Origin of the sequence: Exiguobacterium sp. SH0S2 (assembly GCF_004337185.1) — a bacterium.
In the GTDB taxonomy this organism is placed as follows: domain Bacteria; phylum Bacillota; class Bacilli; order Exiguobacteriales; family Exiguobacteriaceae; genus Exiguobacterium; species Exiguobacterium aurantiacum_A.
On record NZ_SJVB01000001.1, the window covers coordinates 662,006 to 682,861 of the forward strand.

The window sequence follows — 20,856 nt, forward strand, 5'->3', positions numbered from 1 at the left end:
GAGGAAATCGGACTCAAGGGGTCCGATTTCCTCTCTTTGCTGTTACGGGACGAGGACGATCTTACCGACCTTGCCTTGCTGTTTGAAATACGTTTGCGCCGCCCGGGCCTCTTCTAACGAGAATGTGCGGTCGACGACCGGCTTGATCTGACCGCTCGAAATCGCTTGGAGCATCGCTTTGAATTCCGCTCGTGTCCCGAGCACCGATCCATACATCGTAATGTGCTTCAAATAGAGCGTACGGAAATCGAGATCGGTCCGTTGTCCCCCGGCCGATCCGGATATGCAAAACTTACCGCCGTTCTTCAATACATCGAGCGACGTTGCGAACAACGCATCCCCGACGACGTCGAGCACGGCATCGACCGGTCCACCGTTCGCTGCTAAAATCTCGTCCGCGAGCGTCTTCGACCGATAGGAAACGACGTGGCTCGCCCCGAGCGCTTTCAGTTTCGGTGCGTCTTTCAAATCGCCGATGATGGCGATGACGTTCGCTCCGAACACGTGCGCTGCAATCTGCACGTTCAACGAGCCGACACCGCCGCTCGCACCGGTGACGACGACCGTCTCACCAGGACGGATTTGAATTTGCTCGTTCATGTGCCAAGCCGTCAACCCGCTCACCGAGAAGACGGCGCTGTCGACGAAACTGTCGAGCGGCATGTCATAACAAAGCTCGGCCGGCCAGACGACATATTCCGCATAACCGCCGTCATATTCCGAGCCGATGAACGACATGTCGGGAGCGATATGCTCCGCACCGTCAGCCCCACTCGACGTGAACGGAAACAAGACGACACGCCGGCCGATCATCCCTTCATCCACTTGATTCCCGACCCCGACAATTTCTCCGGTAATATCTGATCCTGGAATCCGTGGAAACTGGACTCCCTCCGGACGCCAGCCCGACTCCTGATCCGTCCCGTACGCCCCTTCTCGCATCCATATCTCCGTATTGTTGATGCCGCACGCCTGTACGCGGACGAGCACCTCATCGTCTTTCGGTGTCGGGACCGGGACGTCGACGACCTGTAATTGATCGACGTCACCGTATCCGATAACTTGAACTGCTTTCATCAATTCGTTTCCTCCTCACACACACACTGATGCTTGTTTATACCCATTTTACGCAAAACAGCCACCAAGACTTGAATCACTGGTGGCTGCCCGACTAGTTATAGCTGCTGCCGTCTGAGCAGCCCGGCGAAGACGCCGCCTTTGGCACTCAACTCGTCGTGCGTGCCGTCCTCGACGATGCCGTCGGCGGTGACAACGAGGATGCGGTCGGCATTCTTCACGGTCGCAAGACGGTGAGCGATGATGAGCGTCGTCCGGTCGGCCGCGAGTTCCGTAAGCGACTCTTGGATAATCGCTTCCGTCTCGGTGTCGAGGGCGGACGTCGCTTCATCTAAGATCAAGATCGGCGGGTTCTTCAAGAACATGCGGGCGATGGCGATCCGTTGTTTCTGTCCGCCCGACAGTTTCAGTCCCCGCTCTCCGATCTGTGTGTCGAGCCCGTGCTCGAGTTCGTCGACGAGCGAGTTCAAATGTGCCTTCTCGACCGCGTGCATGACTTCCGCGTCGCTCGCCTCGAGCTTGCCGTAGGCGATGTTCTCGCGGAGCGTCCCGGCGAACAAGAACACGTCCTGCTGCACGATCCCGATCTGGCGACGCAGACTCTCTTTCGTCATGTCACGGATGTCGATCCCGTCGATCGTGATGGCCCCACCCGTCACGTCATAAAAGCGTGGGATGAGTGAGCAGATCGTTGTCTTGCCGGCACCGCTCGTCCCGACGAGGGCGACCGTCGATCCGGTCGTGATGTCGAGGTCGATATGCGTCAACACTTCTCGGTAGTCCGAGTAGCCGAACGAGACGTCGTGGAAAGCGATGTTCCCTTTCAGTGAACTGACCTCGACCGCGTCCGGACGGTTCTCGATGTCCGGTGCCTCATCGATCAGTTCTGTGAACCGTTTGAAGCCGGCCATCCCTTTCGGATACATCTCGAGGAGCGCCGTGATCTTCTCGACCGGTTTGATGAGCAAGTTCATATACAAGATGAAACCGACGAGCTCACCGTATGTCAATTCGTTTTCATACGTCAAGTACGCCCCGTAGACGAGGACGAGCAATGTCATGAGCCGTGTCGTGATATAGATCCCGGCGAGCGACTTACTCATGACCCGATACGCTTCGATCTTCGAACCGCGATAGAAGTTGTTGTCTTGTTGGAACCGGTTGATCTCGAACGTCTCGTTCGTGAACGACTGGACGACACGCGCGCCAGAGACGCTATCTTCGACGCGGGCGTTCACTTCACTGATGTTGCCGTACATCTTTTGCCACGCCTTGTTCATGTTTTTATTGGCGTACGTGATCATGATGACGAGGAACGGAACGGCGATGACCGTCACGAGCGCAAGTTGCGGATTGATCGAGAACATGATCCCGAACGCGCCGAGCAATGTCATGATGGCGATGAAGAAGTCTTCCGGGCCGTGGTGTGCCACTTCGCCGATGTCGAACAAGTCGTTCGTGACCCGGCTCATCAAGTGACCGGTCTTATGGTTGTCGAAGAAGCGGAACGATTGCTTATGGATGTGCGTGAACAATTCTTCGCGCATATCGGTCTCGATATTGATCCCGAGCTTATGTCCCCAATAGTTGACGACGTACTGCATCATCATAGCGAGTATGTACAGAATAAGCAGGCCGATACTGATAATAATGATCCAGTTCCATTCGCCGCCCGGTAACAGAACGTCGATGAACCATTTCACAGCGAGCGGGAAGCCGAGCTCGAGCAGGCCGACGAGGATGGCGAACGTGAAATCAAGGATGAATAACTTCTTATGTGGACGGTAATAACTAAAAAAACGTGAGATCATTTCCTTTCCCCCTTCTAAACAAATAGTTTACGCTTTTTTGCAGGAAGTGGAAAATGGGAAGCACGTCTTTTTCAATCTTTTTTCAGACGATGTATAATGGACGTAAGGAGTGATAACAATGAACGTACAGATTACAGACCGCGCGAGAGAGCGTATCAACGCCTTAAAAGGCGACCGTGACGGACAGATGCATTTGTTTTATGAGACGGAAGGCTGCGGTTGCGGCAATAGCGGCATCTTCGAGATCCGCTACGTGACCGAGACGACGCCAGAAGACGTCGAGATCGACTCGAACGTCGGGCCAATCCTCATCAAGAACTGGACGAAAGTCTTCCTAGATGAAGACATGATCATCGACTACCGCGACGATAAACGGTCGCTCGTCTTGAAGAGCAACGGTCAAGTGTTCAACTCGAACCTGCTTGTGACCGACGGGACCGGTTGCCAGCTGAACGTGCCGAGCGCATGAAACAAGCGCTCCAGGAGCACCCGAAGTTGATGCTTTGGTTCCTCCTCAGCTTCGGCCTCGGTTTGTTCGGCATCTATCTCGCTTTCACGGACTCCGTCTATACGATGACGGCCGTGATCGCATCGCTGTTCGCGTTCGGGTTGGCGTTGCAGCGGACAGCAAAGAAGATGCATGAGCAAGAGGATAAATAACAAGAGATAAAGAATTATTAGAGAAGGCGCCGTACGATTCAGTCGGACCTTCTTTTTTTATACATACGATTTGGAGGAATTTGAAAATGAGACGCTATATGATTCATTGCCAAGACATCGATATCCGCGTGACCGAATGGGGTGAGCGCGACAAGCCAGTCATCTTTTGTTTACATGGCCTCGGCAGTACAGCACTCAGTTTCATCGAAGTTGCGGACAAACTGCAAAACGACTTCCGCATCCTCGCAATTGATGCACCGGGCCATGGAATGTCACAATCTTTCCATGATGACCATTCATATGATTTTCCACGTTTTTGTAAGTGGCTGAATCAAGTGCTCGACATGCTCGATGTGAATCGCTTTTATTTTCTTTCTCACTCATGGGGCTCCTTCATTCACCTATACTATTTGATTGGGCAAGGCAATCGCGTAAAAGGCTCAATCTTGATTGATGGCGGTTATCAAAGTAAGCGACTTCGCGGAAACTCTCCTGAAAATGAAGCCGCATTTTATGAGAAAGACTTCGAGGACTTTTGTGAGTCATGGGGTGAATTTGAATCGATAGCAGTGTACGATGGTATCTCAAGACGTTCACCGCTCTTGGACCTGGCCGCGCAAGACCTGGCCTTACATAATGATAACCGTTACTATTGGCATGCTCGTGGAAGCACTGGTGCAGCCATCATTCGATCGATGTATCGTGACGAAGTGCTCGATTTTTCGAGCCAGGTGCAAACGAACTCGATGATCCTGTTGCGAGCCACTCTTCCAGAATCGGATGAGCCATTTAAAGTTGATGCGTCAAGTCAGTTTGCCGAATTGACCGGTGCGACCGTCAAAGCTGTTCCATCTGTCTCACACATGTTACATTGGGAAAATCCAGACCGCATCGTTCAAGAAATCAAAGAAAACTGGGTCATATCTGTTTCCGTGTAAACAAAAGGAGGTTCGCCGCGGCGAACCTCCTTTTGTTTATCCTTGTTTCTTCTCTTTCACCGCTGTCCGGATTGACAACTCTTCGAGTTGCGCGTCCGCGACCGGGCTTGGTGCTTGCGTCAACAGACAGCTCGCCGACGCCGTTTTCGGGAAGGCGATCGTGTCACGAAGGTTCGAGCGACCCGCGAGGATCATGACGAGACGGTCGAGACCGAGCGCGATACCCGCGTGCGGCGGTGTGCCGTATTCGAAGGCCTCAAGCAAGAAGCCGAACTGGGCAACCGACTCTTCGACCGTGAAGCCGAGCAGTTTGAACATGCGCTCTTGAATGTCACGCTCATAAATCCGCTGCGATCCGCCACCGAGCTCATAGCCGTTCAAGACGAGGTCATACGCGAGCGCGCGCACGCTTGCTGGGTCCGTCTCGAGAAGATGGAGGTCGTCACGGTTTGGCATCGTGAACGGGTGGTGGTTGGCGTAGAAGCGGCCGTCTTCTTCTTCGAACGTGACGAGCGGGAAGTCCGTCACCCAAAGGAAGTTGAACTTCGACTCGTCGATGAGTCCGAGCTCATGACCGAGCTTGACACGAAGGGCGCCGAGGCTGTCGGCGACGACAGTTGGTTTTGCCGCCACGAACAAGAGAAGATCGCCCGCTTCCGCGTTCGTCGCTTCAATCAACTTCTGTGCGTACGTCTCGTCGAAGAACTTCGCGATCGGTCCGTTCAAGCCTTCAGCCGTCACTTTAAGCCAAGCAAGGCCTTTCGCGCCGTAGACGGCCGTGAACTCTTGAAGTTTGTCGATGTCTTTACGCGAGAACTTGTCGGCCTCACCTTTGACGTTGATCGCTTTGACGTGTCCGTTCGACTCGAGCGCCATATCGAACACTTTGAAGCCTGCGCCTGTGACAGCGTCGGCGACGTCGATGAGTTCGAGACCGAAACGTGTGTCCGGCTTATCCGAACCGAAGCGACGCATCGCTTCCTCGTGCGTCATGCGCTCGAACTTGGCCGGTGTGTCTGTGCGACCGAGCGTCGCTTCCATCACTTGCCCCATCATCGCTTCCATCATCGCCATCAAGTCTTCGACGTCCATGAAGCTCGTCTCGATGTCGACTTGTGTGAATTCCGGTTGACGGTCGGCTCGGAGGTCTTCGTCACGGAAACAGCGGGCGATTTGGAAGTAACGGTCGAACCCAGCGACCATGAGCAACTGTTTGAACAGCTGCGGTGATTGTGGGAGCGCGTAGAACTCGCCACCGTGGACACGGCTCGGGACGAGATAGTCACGGGCGCCTTCCGGTGTCGACTTCGTCAAGATTGGCGTCTCGACTTCGAGGAACTCTTCTTCTGTCAAGAAGTTACGGATCGTGTTCGACGCCTTCGAGCGGAGACGGAACGTCTCTTGGAGTGCCGGACGACGCAGGTCGAGGTAACGGTATTTGAGGCGAAGGTCTTCTGAGACATTTTCCGCTTCGTCGCCGATTGGGATCGGTGTCATCTTCGCCGCGTTCAAGATGTTGATCTCTGAAGCGATGACTTCGATGTTCCCTGTCGGCATGTTCGGGTTTTTGTTTTCACGTTCGAGGACGGTCCCTTTGATGTCTAAGACGTACTCGCTACGGATTGATTCCGCGAGCTTGTGCACCGCTTCGTTCTCAGGGCGCACGACGACTTGGACGATGCCTGTGCGGTCACGAAGGTCGATGAAGATGAGTCCTCCGAGGTCGCGTCGTTTTTGGACCCAACCTTTCAATTGTACTTCTTGGCCGATCAGTGACTCTGTCACGCGGCCGTTCATATGTGTGCGTCCGATCATTGTCCTGCTCCTTCCGATAGTTCACGAATTTTGTCTGCGACGGCCGAGAGTGGCACGTCGACTTGTTCTCCAGTTGCCATGACTTTGAGCGAGGCCGAGCCGCGTTCGACTTCATCGTCTCCGAGGATGACGGTGAATGCCGCATTTAAGCGGTCGGCTTGTTTGAATTGACCTTTGAACTTACGTCCGAGGTAATCGCGATCGGCTTTGAACCCTTCCATACGGAGGAGTTGCAACAAGCGCGTCGCCGTCGTCTCGACGTCTTTACCGCCTTGGGCGACGACGAAGACATCAAGCCCGGTCGCAAGCTCAGGGAGCACGTTCTCGTTCTCGAGCGCGAGGATGAGTCGCTCAAGCCCGATGCCGAAGCCGATACCTGGCATGTCCGGGCCACCGATGTCTTGGACGAGCCCGTTATAACGTCCGCCGCCACAAAGCGTCGTGATGGCGCCGAATCCTTCTGCTTCTGACATAATTTCAAACGCCGTGTGCGTGTAGTAGTCAAGTCCACGCACGAGTGTCGGATCGACCTCGTATGCGACACCGAGCGCGTCCAAGTGCTCGAGCACTTTGTCGAAGTACGCTTTCGACTCTTCGTTCAAAAAGTCGAGAATCGACGGTGCCGACTTCATCGCCGGGTGATCGCGATCGACTTTACAGTCGAGGACGCGGAGCGGGTTTTGGTGCAAGCGCGTCTGACAGTCCTGGCACAATTCGTGTGCGACCGGCTCGAAGTGACGGATGAGCGCTTCGCGGTGGGCGTTGCGGCTTTCCGCGTCACCGAGCGAGTTGACGACGACTTTGATTTTTTGTAAGCCGAACGATTTGTAGATCGTGTAGGCGAGGCTGATCACTTCGGCGTCGACGGCCGGGTCACTGCTGCCGATCGCCTCGACACCGTACTGGTGCAACTGGCGGAAACGGCCTTTTTGCGGACGCTCGTAACGGAACATCGGTCCCATATAGTACAGCTTTGTCGGTTGATCGGGACTGCCGAACAGTTTGTTCGTGACGAAAGCGCGAACGACCGAGGCCGTTCCTTCCGGACGGAGCGTGTACTCGTCCTTGCCTTTTTTGACGAGCGTGAACATCTCTTTTTGGACGATGTCCGTCGTTTCGCCGACGCTGCGTGTGAACAGGTCCGTCGTTTCAAAAATCGGTGTGCGAATCTCTTTATAGTTGTAGCGGGCACTAATGTCGCGTAACTTGTCTTCGACATACTGCCACGTCTCGACCGTGCCCGGGAGCAGGTCTTGTGTACCGCGTGGTGCTTTCATCAAAATTCCCTCCTTAGAATACAAAAAGGCCCTCGTCCGCAAAGGGACGAGAGCCTGTTAAAGTTTCCCGTGGTACCACCCTCGTTGCAGAGCCAAAATCGATACTCTGCCACTCGAAATCGGTTAACGCCCGATGAAACGGCTTCCCCTACTAAACGTTCAAGGAAGCACCTCCAAAGTGTCGTTCGGGTCATCATCCAGTCGATGCTTTCAGCCAAGGCATCGCTCTCTTTGCTGGTGGGGTGACCGTACTTCTCTTTATCGTAGGTGTTAGGTTATATGGTTCATGATGCCGAATTTTGGCGCCTTCTGTCAAGCGTTTTTTTCAAGCATGAGTGTGACCGGGCCGTCGTTGACGAGTCCGACGTCCATCATCGCCCCGAACTTTCCGGTCTCGACGACGAGTCCGTGCGTCCGCAGGCGGTCGTTGAACTGTTCGTAAAGACGTTCGGCGATGTCGGGTTTCGCAGCCTGCGTGAACGCGGGACGGCGGCCTTTCGACGTATCGCCGTACAGCGTGAACTGCGACACTGACAACACTTTGCCGGCGACGTCTTGAATCGACAAGTTCATCTTCTCTTCCGCGTCTTCGAACACACGGAGCCCCGCCACTTTATCGGCGAGCCAGTTCACTTCCTGCTCGGTATCCTCATGGGTCACCCCGACGAGGAGCAGATAGCCGGTGTCGATTTGTCCGACCGTCTGTTCATCGACTTTGACAGATGCTTCCTTCACTCGTTGCAACAATACACGCACTTAAAATCTTCCTTTCGTTACGTCATCATGACTCGGCTGACCGAGTATACGTCCGAGATCTGTTTGATCCGGTCGACGACTTTTTGCAAATGGTTCACGTTCGGAATCGAGATCGTCATCGAGATGCGGGCTTGTTTGTTTTGGTCCCCACGTCCGCTGACGGCGATGATGTTCGTGTTCGTCGCTGAGACGGCTTGGAGCACGTCGTTCAACAGTCCCGACCGGTCATAACCAGTGATCTCGATATCGACGTTGTAGTTCTTCTCTTTCGCCTGGCCAGCTTCCCACTCGACGGTCAAGAGGCGTTCCGGGTGTTGCTCGTTGATGATGTTCAAGCAGTCTTTCCGGTGGATCGAGACGCCGCGACCGCGGGTGATATATCCGACGATTTCGTCGCCCGGCACCGGGTTACAGCACCGGCTCATCCGGATGAGCATATTGTCGATCCCTTTGACCGAGACGCCGGCCTCGGCCGTCTTCTTCTTCGGTGACTGGCTGACTTTTAGTTCGTTGATCGCGTCAGACAGTTCGAGTTTCGGCTCTTTCCGTTGCTTCTCCGTCAACTTGTGCGCGACTTGGGCCGCGGTGATACCGTGATAGCCGACTGCGGCGTACATCTCTTCTTCGTTCCCGAAGTTGAACTTCTCGACGACGATGCTGATCGACTGGTCATCGATGACTTCTTTCGGTTCGAAGCCGAGCTTCTTGATCTCGACATCGACGAGTTCTTTGCCTTTCTCGACGTTCTCTTCACGTTGTTGGCGCTTGAACCATTGGCGGATCTTATTCTTCGCCTGACTCGAGACGGCGAGTTTGAGCCAGTCCTTGCTCGGTCCATAACTATGTTTCGACGTGATGATCTCAATGATGTCACCCGTCTCAAGTTTATGGTCGAGCGGCACCATGCGTCCGTTCACTTTCGCACCGGTCATCCGATGACCGATCTCGGTATGGATGCGGTACGCATAGTCGATTGGGACCGAGCCTTTCGGCAACTCGAACACGTCACCTTTTGGCGTGAAGACGTACAACATGTCGCTGAAGAAGTCGACTTTGAGCGACTCCATGAACTCTTCGGCGTCGGTCGTATCTTTTTGCAACTCTAAAATTTCACGAAGATGGGCAATCTTTTCATCGAACCCGTTCGTCGCGACATTTTTGCCTTCTTTATAAGCCCAGTGCGCGGCAATCCCGAACTCGGCGATGAAGTGCATGTCCTTCGTCCGAATCTGCACCTCGAGCGGCTCACCCTTCGGTCCGATCACCGTCGTGTGAAGCGATTGATACATGTTCGGTTTCGGCATGGCGATATAGTCCTTGAAACGACCCGGCATCGGCTTGTACTGCGTATGAATGATCCCGAGGACAGCGTAGCAATCACGGATCGAATCAACGATGATCCGGACCGCCATCAAGTCGTAAATTTCATTGAACTCTTTATTATGCTTCACGATCTTATTGTAAATCGAGTATATATGTTTCGGTCGACCGTTGACATCGGCTTCGATACTCACTTCATCGAGCACGGCGTTCACTTCGGTGATGACCGATGAGACGAGCGCTTCACGCTCTGTCCGTTTCTGTTTCATCATCGAGACGATCTTATAGTATTGCTGCGGGTTGATATAGCGTAACGAAATATCTTCGAGCTCCCACTTGATCGTCGAGATCCCCATCCGGTGCGCGAGCGGCGCAAAGATTTCAAGCGTCTCCTCGGCTTTTTGGACTTGCTTCTCTTTCGGCATATGCTGCAACGTCCGCATGTTGTGCAAGCGGTCGGCGAGTTTGATCAAGATGACGCGCACGTCTTCAGCCATCGCGATGATCATCTTACGGTGATTCTCCGCGAGTTCTTCTTTCTTCGACTTATACTTGATCTTCCCAAGCTTCGTCACACCATCGACAAGCATGGCGACTTCAACCCCAAATTCGTCAGTTAGTTCTTTGAGCGTGACATCCGTGTCCTCGACAACGTCGTGCAACAAGGCACCGACAATCGTCGTCGCATCTAAGCCGATGTCGACGAGAATACCGGCCACTTGCACCGGGTGCAGGATGTAGGGTTCACCTGAACGTCTGAACTGACCGGTATGATGAAGTTTTGCGTATTCGTAAGCGCGTTTCACTTCGGCAACATCATGCTCATCCATATACTTCCCGAGCGCGTCGAGAAGATCCTCAATACTTACGATTTGTTTTTTGGTCATAACATTCGACACCCTTTTTCTTACCGCTCCCAACGTCTCGGATTCGTCGCAGCATGGTAGTAGTTTGCGTACAAGTTGTTCTATTTTTTATTACCATTATCAAAAAAATCTGACGAACTGTCAAAGGTTGTAGGTTGTTTTCCTCAAAAACTATTCAAAAAACGGGAAGCATGAGCTTCCCGTTTCCTCAGTCTTCGTAGCGGATGAGCGAGAACACGTCGTATCCTTCGAGACGTTCGCGTCCACCGAGGCCGTCGAGTTCGATCAAGAACCCGATTCCAGCAACGACACCACCGAGTTGTTCGATCATTTTGATCGTCGCTTCGATTGTGCCACCCGTCGCCAGTAAATCGTCGAGGATGACGACTTGCTGACCTGGCTTGATTGAATCTTTGTGCATCGTCAAAATGTCCGTGCCGTATTCAAGACCGTACGATACGCGAACCGTCTCGCGCGGCAACTTGCCTTCTTTACGTACCGGGACGAAGCCGAGTTCGAGGGCGTAAGCCGCCGGGCATCCGACGACGAACCCGCGTGCTTCTGGTCCGGCGATGAGTTCAGCGCCACGTTCCTGCGCGTAGACGATCAATTCGTCGACCGCTTTCTTATAGGCAGGTCCGTCTTGCATAAGCGACGTGATGTCTTTAAAGCTGATCCCTTCTTTCGGGTAATCCGCTACTTCTTTAATATGCTGTTTGAAATCCATTTTATGTGTAAGCCTCCTGCATCTTGTTCGATCGCAATGATTGTAACCGCTCTTTCAGCTCTGCCAACGACGCATAGACGAAACGTTCTTCGAGTTGTTCTCGTCCGACGCGACGTTTGTAACAAGGCGCTTCGGTCAAATCACGTTTCGGTGCTTCTGGATTCACTCCAGGCAGTCCGTCTTCCATTGTAACAAGAAATTCGAGTTCAGAGAATACTTGATGCATAAATTGAATCGTATTTTTTGTCCATTTTCGTTCGATTGACAAACGAATCAAGTTTTCACGCAGGTGTTTCCGTTCGCACGTGGCCATATGGACGTAATACGTTCGGAAATCTTCCCGGCTCGGCAATTTCTCGAAAAACGAATTTCCCGCTTGGCCGAACGCGCAATAGACGCGCTCGACGTCTTCGTTGAGCAGGTCGGACAGCGCCGTCTCGTCGTCCGGTAAATCGAGCAAGACGACGAACCGTTTGACCGGCGTTTTAAAATCGTGGAGTGAAAACTCGTTCGACTCGCCTCTGAACGACACGTACGATGTCGCGTCACTCGGAAGCTGTCTCAATTCATCAATCGAGTTTTTCTTGCCTCGATAATCGAACACTTGGAACCCATCGACACGGATGTCTTGAATCATGAGTTGCGGCTTGCGCATCCCGTTCCATTCGTTCACTTGGAGACTCCCCATGACCGAAACGAGTGCCATCTTCGAGATTTCCGAGACGACGTGACCGAACCCGAAGCCGATGCCGTCGAGTTCGCGCTTGTCTCCAGCAAGTTGGACTTTAAGGTGCGTGTTGTCGCGCCCGATTTGACGAATATCGCGCAGTTTCGCGTCCGCGACGACGACCCGAGGTGACGGGTTGCCCATCCCAAACGGGGCGAGCTTGCCAATCTCCGCAATCAAGTCGAGCGATACGTCGCTGACGTCGAGCTTCAAATCAACGTTCACGCGGGCGACGAACGTCTCGTCCGGAATCGATTCCGCTTGCTCGTTCAAGCGTCGTCTCAGCTCCGCCACATTCTCTGACATGAGCGTCATCCCGGCCGCTGCCGGGTGTCCCCCGAAGTGCGGGAGAATATCTTCGTTTTTAGAAAGCTCTTTAAATAAGTCAAAACCATCGATTGAGCGGCCCGAACCCTTTGCTTTCCCCGTCTTCGGATCGTGGCAGAGCAGGATGACCGGTCGATAGTACGCCTCGACGAGACGTGAGGCGACGATTCCGACGACACCCGGATTCCAACGTTCGCTCGCGACGACGAGGACACGGTCGTCTGTCATCGATGCTTCGACGAGTTCAGTCGCTTCTTTTGCGATCGTCTTGACGATGTCTTGACGCTCTTTGTTTTGATTATCGAGTTGATTCGCTAAGACGAGTGCTTCTTCGACACTTTCGGCGAGCAGCATCTGGAGGGCTGGCATCGCCGAGTCAAGTCGTCCGGCCGCATTGATGCGGGGACCGAACGCGAACCCGACCGACTCTTCGTTGAGCATGCTGTCCGTCAAGGCACACACTTCGCGCAGCGCTAAAATCCCGGGCCGCTTCGATTCATCGAGCGCCTTGAGACCCAGCTTCGCGAGCAGACGGTTTTCTCCGTCGAGCGGGACGAGATCGGCGATCGTCCCGAGGACAGCCAAGTCGAGCAGCTCGTCAGGCATCCGCCCGAGCACGGCGTGTGCCACTTTAAGGGCGACTCCGGCTCCGGCGAGCTTGTCGTATGGATACGACGGATCGATGTGTGGATGAATGATCGCAAACGCGTCAGGTAGCGTCGCTTTCGGCTCGTGGTGGTCGGTGATGATCAAGTCGACGTTCAGTTCTTTCAACAGCGCCGCTTCTTCGATCCCCGAGATCCCGCAGTCGACCGTGATGACGAGCGTGAACCCTTCACTTGCCGCCCAACTGAACGCTTCTTTGTTCGGCCCGTAGCCTTCCGTGAACCGGTTCGGGATATAGCACTCGGCCATGACCCCGATCTCAGTCAACGCATGCCACATGACGGCCGAGGCACTGACCCCATCGACGTCGTAATCTCCGTAGATGAGCACCATCTCGCCTTCGTCAGCCGCTCGCTTCAAGCGTTCGACGACTTTCGGCATCTGCTCGAACAAGTTCGGGTCGTGGAACTCGAGTTCGTCCTCGATCTGGAGGAACGCCTTCGCTGCGTCAGGCTCTCGATGGCCCCGTTGCGTGAGCAACGTCGCGAGTTGTTCTGATATATTTAGTTCTGTCTGTAGTTGTTCGATCGCGGCCGCATCCGTCTCCGGATACACCCACCGTTTCTTTGCATGATACATATCCTTCACTCCAATCAACTGTTGATTATATCAGAACGGGGACGTGTTTTGCCGTCTTGACATATGAAAAAGGTCCTCCGAACGAATCGGAAGACCTTGTCATCACGCCTCAGGGGCGGGTGTGGCTTGTTTCTTTTTATTGATTGTTAATTTTTTGAGCATGAGCCAGAGGTATGACGCGATGAAGATCGATGAATACATCCCCATGACAAGTCCGATGAGAAGCGCGACCGCGAAGCCGCGAATCGACTCGGCTCCGAAGATGTACAAAGCGAGCGCCGTCACGAGTACGGTGATGACCGTGTTGACCGAACGGACGATCGTCTCTTGAATCGACGTGTTGACGATGTCGCGGTAGACGTCCATCGACTTGATCTTCCGCTCTTTTTCATACGCTTGAATATTCTCGCGCACCCGGTCGAACGTGACGATCGTATCGTTGACCGAGTACCCGATGATCGTCAAGATCGCGGCGACGAAGTACAAGTTGACTTCGATCCCAAAAATCGAGAATGCGACGATCATGAAGAACGCATCGTGCAACATCGCGACGACGGTCGCGACCGCATACGAGAATTGGAACCGGAACGTGATGTAGAGAATGATCCCGAGCGACGCAAGGGCAACCGCATAGACGGCGTTACGGGCGATGTCGCGACCGACTTCGGCTGATACGGTACTAATATTCGGATCACTTCCAAACGTTTCCGTGAATACAGTCTTAACTGAAGCGACTTCATCCTGGCCGAGCTGACCGACGAACGTCACGTTCGCGAGCGACCCGCCATCGGCGTATTGAATCGAAGAAATCGACTCGTTGACGCCTGCTTCTGTAAAGGCGGCTTCAAGTTCTTGTTGTGACACTTGTGTCTCCGTCTGCACTTCGACACGCGTCCCTGACGCGAAGTCGATTCCAAGGTTTAACCCTCGGAAGAATAAAATACCGAGACCGATGATAACGACGGCACACGAGATGATGAACAGCGTGCGCATATGTTTCACATAGTTTAATTCAGTGAGCTTAAAGTTCACGGATTTCACTCTCCTTCACACCAAACCAACCTTTACGTTTGTCGAACAAGCGACTAGCGACGAGGAGGTGCATCAAATAACGTGAGATGAAGACGTTCGAGATGAACGTCATCGCAATTGAGATCATGAGCATGATGGCGAACCCTCGAACCGAGCTTGTCCCGAAGTAGAACAACACAGCGGCTGAGATGAGCGTCGTCAAGTTGGCATCGATGATCGTACTGAGCGAACGGCGGTTACCGGCGCGGAACGCCGACAGTACCGACTTGCCTGAACGAAGCTCGTCTTTAATCCGCTCGGCCGTGATGATGTTCGCGTCAACTGCCATCCCGACCCCGAGGACGAGAGCGGCAATCCCTGGCAGCGTCAAGACGGCGTTGATACCATTGAAGAACAACATGATCAAATTGATATACAAGACGAGCGTGATGATCGAGACGAGTCCAGGTAAACGATAGAAGAACAACATGAACAAGAAGACAGCTGCAATCCCGATGAGCGAAGCGAAGACGGTCTTATCGAGCGCGTCTTGTCCGAACTGGGCTGATACTGACGTCGAGTAAATCTCCTCAAGCTTGACTGGAAGCGCACCGGCGTTCAAAATGTCGGCTAAGCGTTGTCCGCTTTCAGCATCGATATCGCCGCCCGAAATGATCGCTTTGTCAGATAGAATTGGTCCGTTGACCGAAGCATCTGAGACGATTTTCGAGTTTTCCTTTTGAATCTCTTCTTCATATGAATCGCCTTCTTCAAAGTCTAACCAGATGACGAGACGGTTTTCTGGGGCCGGACGCTCTGCGATTTGCGACGTCACTTCGCCGAACTGATCGGCTGACTGAAGCGTCAACTCGACGACCGGGTTCCCTTGTTGGTCATAACTGATAGCAGCGCCTCGCGGTGCGAGGTCTTTCCCATCAAGGAGGACGTTATCATCGATGTCACGGAACGTGAGCTGGGCCGTCGATGACAGCACTTCCCGCGCATCGTTCTGGTTCGATACGCCCGCGAGTTGGACGCGGATGCGATTCTCGTCTTCAATCCGGATATCCGGTTCAGAGACACCCAAGACGTTGACACGGTTGTTGATAGCGCGAACGGTTGCATTCATCGCCGATTGGTCGATGACATCACCATCTTCGAGTGGCTGGACTTCGTACAGCACTTCAAACCCGCCTTTTAAGTCGAGTCCAAGGTTCGTGTTCTTGACGACCCATGGCGTCGTGAACACGGCGAGCAAGATCGTTGCGATCATGATGACCGCAAAAATCGCGATATTCCCTTTTTTGTACATACGGCTATTTCCTTTCTAGATACGTGTTCTATATAAAACTTCTCCCGTTAACATTACAAATATTCTAAACATTTATCAATCGTTTTCCTAAAATTGTAACATCAACCTCGAGATTTTCTGGCTTTTTTGCCCGAACGACTAAAAGTTGCATTAGGGCAAAACTTGCGTTATGCTATGATTATCGGAAATATATTACGTTTGCAAAGGAGTCCTCTACAATGGATAGTACAATTATTTTCGCCTTTTTGTTGACACTATTCGCTGGGCTCGCGACCGGGATCGGAAGCATGATTGCCTTCTTCGCGAAGCGGACGAACACAGCCTTTCTGTCAATCTCGCTCGGCTTCTCGGCTGGGGTCATGATTTACGTCTCGTTCATTGAAATCTTCCCGAAAGCGCTTGTCGAACTCGTCGGTGCCCACGGGGAAAAGGCCGGCACAATTTATACCGTGCTCGCATTTTTTGGAGGGATGCTCCTGATCGCGTTAATCGATAAGTTGATCCCTTCCCCTGAAAACCCGCATGAAGTCAAGTTCGTCGAGACGATGCAAAACGACCCATCGTCTCAAGAACTGGCCACGACCGCAACTAAGGATGAGCCCGCTCCGCTAAATCAGGAGACGAAGCAACGGCTTCACAAAATGGGTCTGTTCATGGCGCTCGCCATCACGATTCATAACTTCCCTGAAGGACTGGCCACATTCATCTCCGCGCTCGATGATCCGGCCGTCGGTATCGCCATCGCGATTGCCATCGCCTTGCACAATATTCCGGAAGGGATTGCCGTGTCGGTGCCGATTTACTACGCGACCGGCTCACGGAAGAAAGCGTTAAAACTCTCGTTCCTGTCAGGTCTAGCGGAACCGGTCGGTGCCATCGTCGGCTTCTTGATTTTGATGCCATTCCTAAACGATACGATCTTCGGTTTGTTGTTCGCAGCCGTCGGCGGAATCATGGTATTCATCTCGCTCGACGAACTGTTACCGGCCGCCCGTGAATACGGCCGGGCCCATCACTCGATTTACGGCATGGTCGCCGGAATGATGGTCATGGCAGCGAGCCTCGTCCTTTTAATGTAAAGAAGACATGTGTCAATCTATGCACCTATCAATAAAGAGGTCGTTGAAACGGATTATCCGTCTCAATGACCTCTTTTCATTTCATAGATAGTAGTTCACTTAAGATGATTTTGTTCTCTACTCATCATTCAGAATTTTTCTTCTTAAAAATTTCTAGCGCTTCAAAAAAAGCGATTCCTGTCAGCAATGAAATGTTTTTAAGGTTTAATACATTATTTTCAATCCAAATTTGTGCTAAAGATTCTCCACAACTTGCTCGAATCATCTCATCCGTGCCTTCATCATTTGCGACGGTCAACAATGCAATCTCTACTGCTTCGTTGTTTGAAATAAAACCCAAATCGATAGCAGCATCGTCTCTTTCTGCATCATTTGCTGTCTTGTCTAATAATATCCCGATTAAATCGCTCGTATTGTCCACACTTAAACCCCTTTTCAATGCGGTGTAGAAGTCTTGAACAAGTGGACGAGATCTTTCAACTCGACCGACATATGGCTCATCGTCTCGGCGATGCCATTGATTTCTTGAATCGCGGCGAGCTGTTCTTCCACGTTCGCCCCCGCTTCTTCGACACTGCGTTGCGTCGAGACCGCGTTCGTCGACATGTCCTCGACCGAGACTGCGACTTCGGTCGTATTCGCACTGACTTCCTCTGTCGCCGCGGCAATTTCGCTCATCTGACGCGACGTCTCTTGAATGACCGACACGATTTCACGGAACGCCCCGGCGACTTCACCCATTTGGGCGACGCCGTTCGTCACGTGACCGCTCGTCACGTCAAACGCCGCCTCGACTTGTTTCGTGTCGCGTTGGATATCGACGACGACCGCTTGAATCTTCTTGGCCGATTGTTTCGACTCCTCGGCGAGTTTACGGACTTCGGCGGCGACGACCGCGAACCCTTTCCCGTGCTCGCCGGCCCGCGCTGCCTCGATGGCGGCGTTCAAAGCGAGCAAGTTCGTCTGTTCGGTGATGGCCGTGATCGACCGGGTGATCTTTTCAATCTCAAGCGATTGGTTCGAAAGACGTTCGACCATCTGTTGGGTCAGGTCGTTGGCCCGTTGAATCTCTTGCATCTGACTCTCGGCCAACTGAATCGTCTCAAGTCCGCCGCTCGCAGCCTCAAGTGTATGAATCGTCTGTTCATTCACACCTTGTGAGGCGGCAGCGATTTGATTCAAGCCGGTGACGGCCTGATTGACGCCAGACGTCCCTTCCTCGGCGCGCTTGGCCGACACTTGGGCCGCGATATTCATGTCTTCGAACAGTCCAGCCACGCCTTGGGTCGTCGTCGCGACGTGGTCCGTGCTCGCGTATAGCTCTTCCGAATACGCCGTCACTTTATCCGAGGCCGCGCCGACCTGGCGGATCAACCCGACGAGGTTGTGTTTCATCTCGTTAAAGGCCGTCACGAGATCACCGAGCTCATCATTCGATTCGACGGCGATGTCCTCCCCGGTCAAGTCCCCTTCCGCGACGACTCGTGCTTCACGGACGAGACGGTTGATCGGTGTTAAGAACAGTTTCTGGAGCGCATAGAGCGACAACAGCCCGATGGCGACACCGATGATACTGATGATGATCATCCAGACGATCGAGGTGCCGGCGTTCGCTTGTACCGCCGCCGTCTCATCGTCTAGCATCTCCGCTTGATGGGCGACGAGATCGGTGACCGTCATCCGGACCCGATCGGTCGTCGGGGTCACGCTCGTGTTGAGTACCGTCTTGTATCCGATCTCATCTTGTTGTTGGCGCAGCTCGATGGCACGTGCCATCTCGGTATCGAGCAGTTGATTGAACTTCTCTAGATCCCCGAGCCAGCTGAGCACTTTGTCGTCAGATGAAGACTTTTTAAGTGCATCCATCAATTCGTCGCGCTTTTGTTGCGACGCTTCTAAACTGATCAGCGTCTTCGGGTTCGAGACGAGTAAATAATAATTCAAGTAGCGCTCGGCATCCGTGACGGTCAACGCCAAATCTTCGGCGATCAACATGTCACGGAGACCTTCGTTCAACACCCGATCGTATTCGGCAGTGGCATTTTTTAATTGATAAGAACCGAGCGCACCGACGAGGAGCAAGGCAATGATTGTCGGCACGAGCGCGATCGCCATCTTCCGTCGCATCGATGAACGGCCTTTCGTTCGTTTGATCGACGAACGGCCTTTCAGTCGTTTGACGCGAGCCCAACCTTGCCATTTTTTAATCGGTTGTAATAATCGTTTAACGTCCATGTCCGTTTCCTCATTTCCAATTTCTTCTCAACTTGACATTAATGCAAACGTTTTCACTAATCAATTTGATTTTTGGAAATGAGGTCGATGATTCGACGGATTGATGAAGTTTGACAAAAAGCAGACACTTGCCCTATGATACAAATCGTAATTATTACTATTTAAGAGGTGGAAGCATGACTGATCTGTCAACACGGGTATTAATCATCGGCGCCGGCGTTCACGGTATGACCCTCGCTGTATCTTATTTAGAACAAGGCGGTGCGTTAGAAGAGCTTCTGCTAATTGACGCTCACGATCAACTACTCAAGAACTGGAAGTCCCAAACCGCTCATATTGAAATGTCACATTTGCGCTCGACGCGCGTCCATCATATATCGTCTAATCCATACGCGTTGAAACAGTTCGCGGCGGCGAACGACTATGGCTCTCATCATTTCAAGGATACATTCGGCCGGCCGTCTTTAGCGTTGTTCAACGATCACTGTGATCAAGTGATTGCGGACTTTAATCTTCGTTCTCGTTTTTTAGGCAATCAACCCGTGTCCTCGATTAAACGGTCCGGCAACGTCTACGAAGTGACGACATCGACTCGACGGATTACCGCCGAGACGGTCATCGTTTCGACCGGTCAATCGAGCTCGATGCATCTACCGGGCTTTGCGGACATCCCGACATGCCGACACGTCTTTTCAGCTAACGATCAGCAGGAACAATCGAACGTTACCGTCGTCGGCGGCGGGATCACGGCGTTACATTATACGGTATCGCGTCATAGTAAAGGCCATGACGTCACGCTCGTCACGAAGCGAACGCTCGAGGTGAGCCAGTTCGACGCCGACCGCAGTTTCATGGGTCCAAAGGGGTTACGCGCTTTTCATCAGTTGGAAGAAAATTGGATCGAGAAACGTGACTTCGTCAAGCAAGAACGAAAGCCTGGGACGTCCCCGAACGACCTCGTCTTGAAAGTGAAGCGGCTCGTGCAACTTGGTAAAATTCGACACATCATTGGAGAAGCGGTCCGTGACGGTGACCAGTTATTCGTCGACGGGATTGCGTTGCCGTCTGACGAGATCGTCTGCTGCACGGGGATCCGCCCGCTCCATCCGAAAGAGACGTTTTTACGGCCGCTCATGGAGCAGCTCGACTTACCGCTCACCCCATGCGGCACACCGGTACTCGACGCCTCACTCGCTTGGACGGACAACTTCTACATGACTGGCGCTTACGCCGACTTGATCGTCGGCCCGTTCGCTCGTGCCATCTACGGCGGTCAAGAAGGGGCTCGTCGTATCATTCCTCGCCTATTACCCGCACGAAAAAACGCCTGACCATATACTGGTCAGGCGTCATTTGCTTACTCAGCGAATGAAGAGTTTCCTTTTTTCGTCACTTCAGCAATCGCACTGCGATTGAACTTGAGAAGTGCTTGGTCGCATTTCAATGTGACTTCTGTGTCTTCGATCTGATGGACGACACCGTGAAGGCCGCCAATCGTCACGACATGATCGCCACGCTCAAGCGCATTTTGCATCGTTTGTACTTGCTTTTGTCGCTTCGTCTGTGGACGGATCAACAAGAAGTAGAACACGACGAAAATAAGGATCATCGGTAATAGTGCTACGAGAGTTTCCATTTGTAGAATTCACCCTTTCCTTCAATATCAGGTTCAT

General features: G+C 52.9%; 18 protein-coding genes and 1 other annotated feature. Of the genes, 5 read left to right on the forward strand and 13 right to left on the reverse strand.

Features of this window, described 5'->3' with window-relative positions:
- Positions 1 to 42: 42 nt before the first annotated feature.
- Together EVJ21_RS03420 and EVJ21_RS03425 are read right to left on the reverse strand one after the other, a co-directional pair.
- A complete protein-coding gene (locus EVJ21_RS03420; protein WP_131465441.1) occupies positions 43 to 1,077 on the reverse strand; it encodes a zinc-binding dehydrogenase in 1,035 nt (344 codons plus the stop codon).
- Positions 1,078 to 1,175: 98 nt separating this feature from the next.
- The gene (locus EVJ21_RS03425) at positions 1,176 to 2,888 is read right to left on the reverse strand and encodes an ABC transporter ATP-binding protein (RefSeq protein ID WP_131465443.1); all 1,713 of its coding nucleotides are present in this window, start codon (positions 2,886 to 2,888) and stop codon (positions 1,176 to 1,178) included.
- Between the two features lie 118 nt (positions 2,889 to 3,006).
- Between EVJ21_RS03425 and EVJ21_RS03430 the strand changes: the two genes are divergently transcribed.
- The 3 genes from EVJ21_RS03430 to EVJ21_RS03440 all read left to right on the forward strand — a co-directional run bounded on the left by EVJ21_RS03430 (position 3,007) and on the right by EVJ21_RS03440 (position 4,486).
- Positions 3,007 to 3,357, forward strand: a complete 351-nt coding sequence (locus tag EVJ21_RS03430) for an iron-sulfur cluster biosynthesis family protein (RefSeq protein ID WP_131465445.1) — start codon at positions 3,007 to 3,009, stop codon at positions 3,355 to 3,357.
- A complete protein-coding gene (locus EVJ21_RS03435) occupies positions 3,330 to 3,548 on the forward strand; it encodes a hypothetical protein (RefSeq protein WP_131489886.1) in 219 nt (72 codons plus the stop codon). Before EVJ21_RS03430 ends, EVJ21_RS03435 begins: the two co-directional genes overlap by 28 nt.
- Positions 3,549 to 3,634: 86 nt before the next feature.
- Entirely contained in the window at positions 3,635 to 4,486 is an 852-nt protein-coding gene (locus EVJ21_RS03440) for an alpha/beta fold hydrolase (RefSeq protein ID WP_131489887.1), read from the forward strand.
- Positions 4,487 to 4,522: 36 nt separating this feature from the next.
- Here the strand turns inward: EVJ21_RS03440 and aspS are convergent, their stop codons facing one another.
- From aspS to secD, 8 genes are all read right to left on the reverse strand, one after another.
- Entirely contained in the window at positions 4,523 to 6,301 is a 1,779-nt protein-coding gene (gene aspS, locus EVJ21_RS03445) for an aspartate--tRNA ligase (protein ID WP_131489888.1), read from the reverse strand.
- Positions 6,298 to 7,578, reverse strand: a complete 1,281-nt coding sequence (hisS, locus tag EVJ21_RS03450; protein WP_131489889.1) for a histidine--tRNA ligase — start codon at positions 7,576 to 7,578, stop codon at positions 6,298 to 6,300. Before hisS ends, aspS begins: the two co-directional genes overlap by 4 nt.
- A 39-nt stretch (positions 7,579 to 7,617) precedes the next feature.
- Positions 7,618 to 7,852: a binding site (T-box leader), on the reverse strand.
- A gap of 38 nt (positions 7,853 to 7,890) precedes the next feature.
- Positions 7,891 to 8,334: a D-aminoacyl-tRNA deacylase gene (gene dtd / locus EVJ21_RS03455; RefSeq protein ID WP_131440900.1), complete on the reverse strand. Its 444-nt coding sequence runs from the start codon at positions 8,332 to 8,334 to the stop codon at positions 7,891 to 7,893.
- Between the two features lie 17 nt (positions 8,335 to 8,351).
- Positions 8,352 to 10,541, reverse strand: coding sequence for a RelA/SpoT family protein (locus tag EVJ21_RS03460; protein WP_070327670.1), 2,190 nt, complete (start codon positions 10,539 to 10,541; stop codon positions 8,352 to 8,354).
- 187 nt (positions 10,542 to 10,728) lie between these two features.
- A complete protein-coding gene (locus tag EVJ21_RS03465; protein ID WP_016508814.1) occupies positions 10,729 to 11,247 on the reverse strand; it encodes an adenine phosphoribosyltransferase in 519 nt (172 codons plus the stop codon).
- A 1-nt stretch (position 11,248) separates the two neighbouring features.
- Positions 11,249 to 13,546, reverse strand: coding sequence for a single-stranded-DNA-specific exonuclease RecJ (recJ, locus tag EVJ21_RS03470; RefSeq protein WP_131489890.1), 2,298 nt, complete (start codon positions 13,544 to 13,546; stop codon positions 11,249 to 11,251).
- 102 nt (positions 13,547 to 13,648) lie between these two features.
- Positions 13,649 to 14,578 (reverse strand): protein translocase subunit SecF, encoded by a 930-nt coding sequence (gene secF / locus EVJ21_RS03475; RefSeq protein ID WP_131465455.1) that lies wholly within the window; start codon positions 14,576 to 14,578, stop codon positions 13,649 to 13,651.
- Positions 14,568 to 15,869: a protein translocase subunit SecD gene (gene secD, locus EVJ21_RS03480; protein ID WP_131465457.1), complete on the reverse strand. Its 1,302-nt coding sequence runs from the start codon at positions 15,867 to 15,869 to the stop codon at positions 14,568 to 14,570. Before secD ends, secF begins: the two co-directional genes overlap by 11 nt.
- 218 nt (positions 15,870 to 16,087) lie before the next feature.
- Between secD and zupT the strand changes: the two genes are divergently transcribed.
- Positions 16,088 to 16,948, forward strand: a complete 861-nt coding sequence (gene zupT, locus EVJ21_RS03485; RefSeq protein WP_131457361.1) for a zinc transporter ZupT — start codon at positions 16,088 to 16,090, stop codon at positions 16,946 to 16,948.
- A 124-nt stretch (positions 16,949 to 17,072) separates the two neighbouring features.
- On the opposite strand, the gene EVJ21_RS03490 is transcribed toward zupT, so the two are convergent.
- Both EVJ21_RS03490 and EVJ21_RS03495 read right to left on the reverse strand, forming a co-directional pair.
- Complete coding sequence (locus tag EVJ21_RS03490) at positions 17,073 to 17,369, reverse strand: hypothetical protein (RefSeq protein WP_131489891.1); 297 nt, start codon at positions 17,367 to 17,369, stop codon at positions 17,073 to 17,075.
- A 14-nt stretch (positions 17,370 to 17,383) separates the two neighbouring features.
- A complete protein-coding gene (locus EVJ21_RS03495; RefSeq protein ID WP_131489892.1) occupies positions 17,384 to 19,183 on the reverse strand; it encodes a methyl-accepting chemotaxis protein in 1,800 nt (599 codons plus the stop codon).
- A 176-nt stretch (positions 19,184 to 19,359) separates the two neighbouring features.
- On the opposite strand from EVJ21_RS03495, the gene EVJ21_RS03500 reads away from it, so the two are divergent.
- Positions 19,360 to 20,514 carry an FAD-dependent oxidoreductase gene (locus EVJ21_RS03500; protein ID WP_131489893.1) on the forward strand — a complete coding sequence of 385 codons (1,155 nt, stop codon included), beginning with the start codon at positions 19,360 to 19,362 and terminating at the stop codon, positions 20,512 to 20,514.
- A 26-nt stretch (positions 20,515 to 20,540) separates the two neighbouring features.
- On the opposite strand, the gene yajC is transcribed toward EVJ21_RS03500, so the two are convergent.
- Positions 20,541 to 20,819, reverse strand: a complete 279-nt coding sequence (yajC, locus tag EVJ21_RS03505) for a preprotein translocase subunit YajC (protein WP_070327676.1) — start codon at positions 20,817 to 20,819, stop codon at positions 20,541 to 20,543.
- Between the last annotated feature and the right edge of the window lie 37 nt (positions 20,820 to 20,856).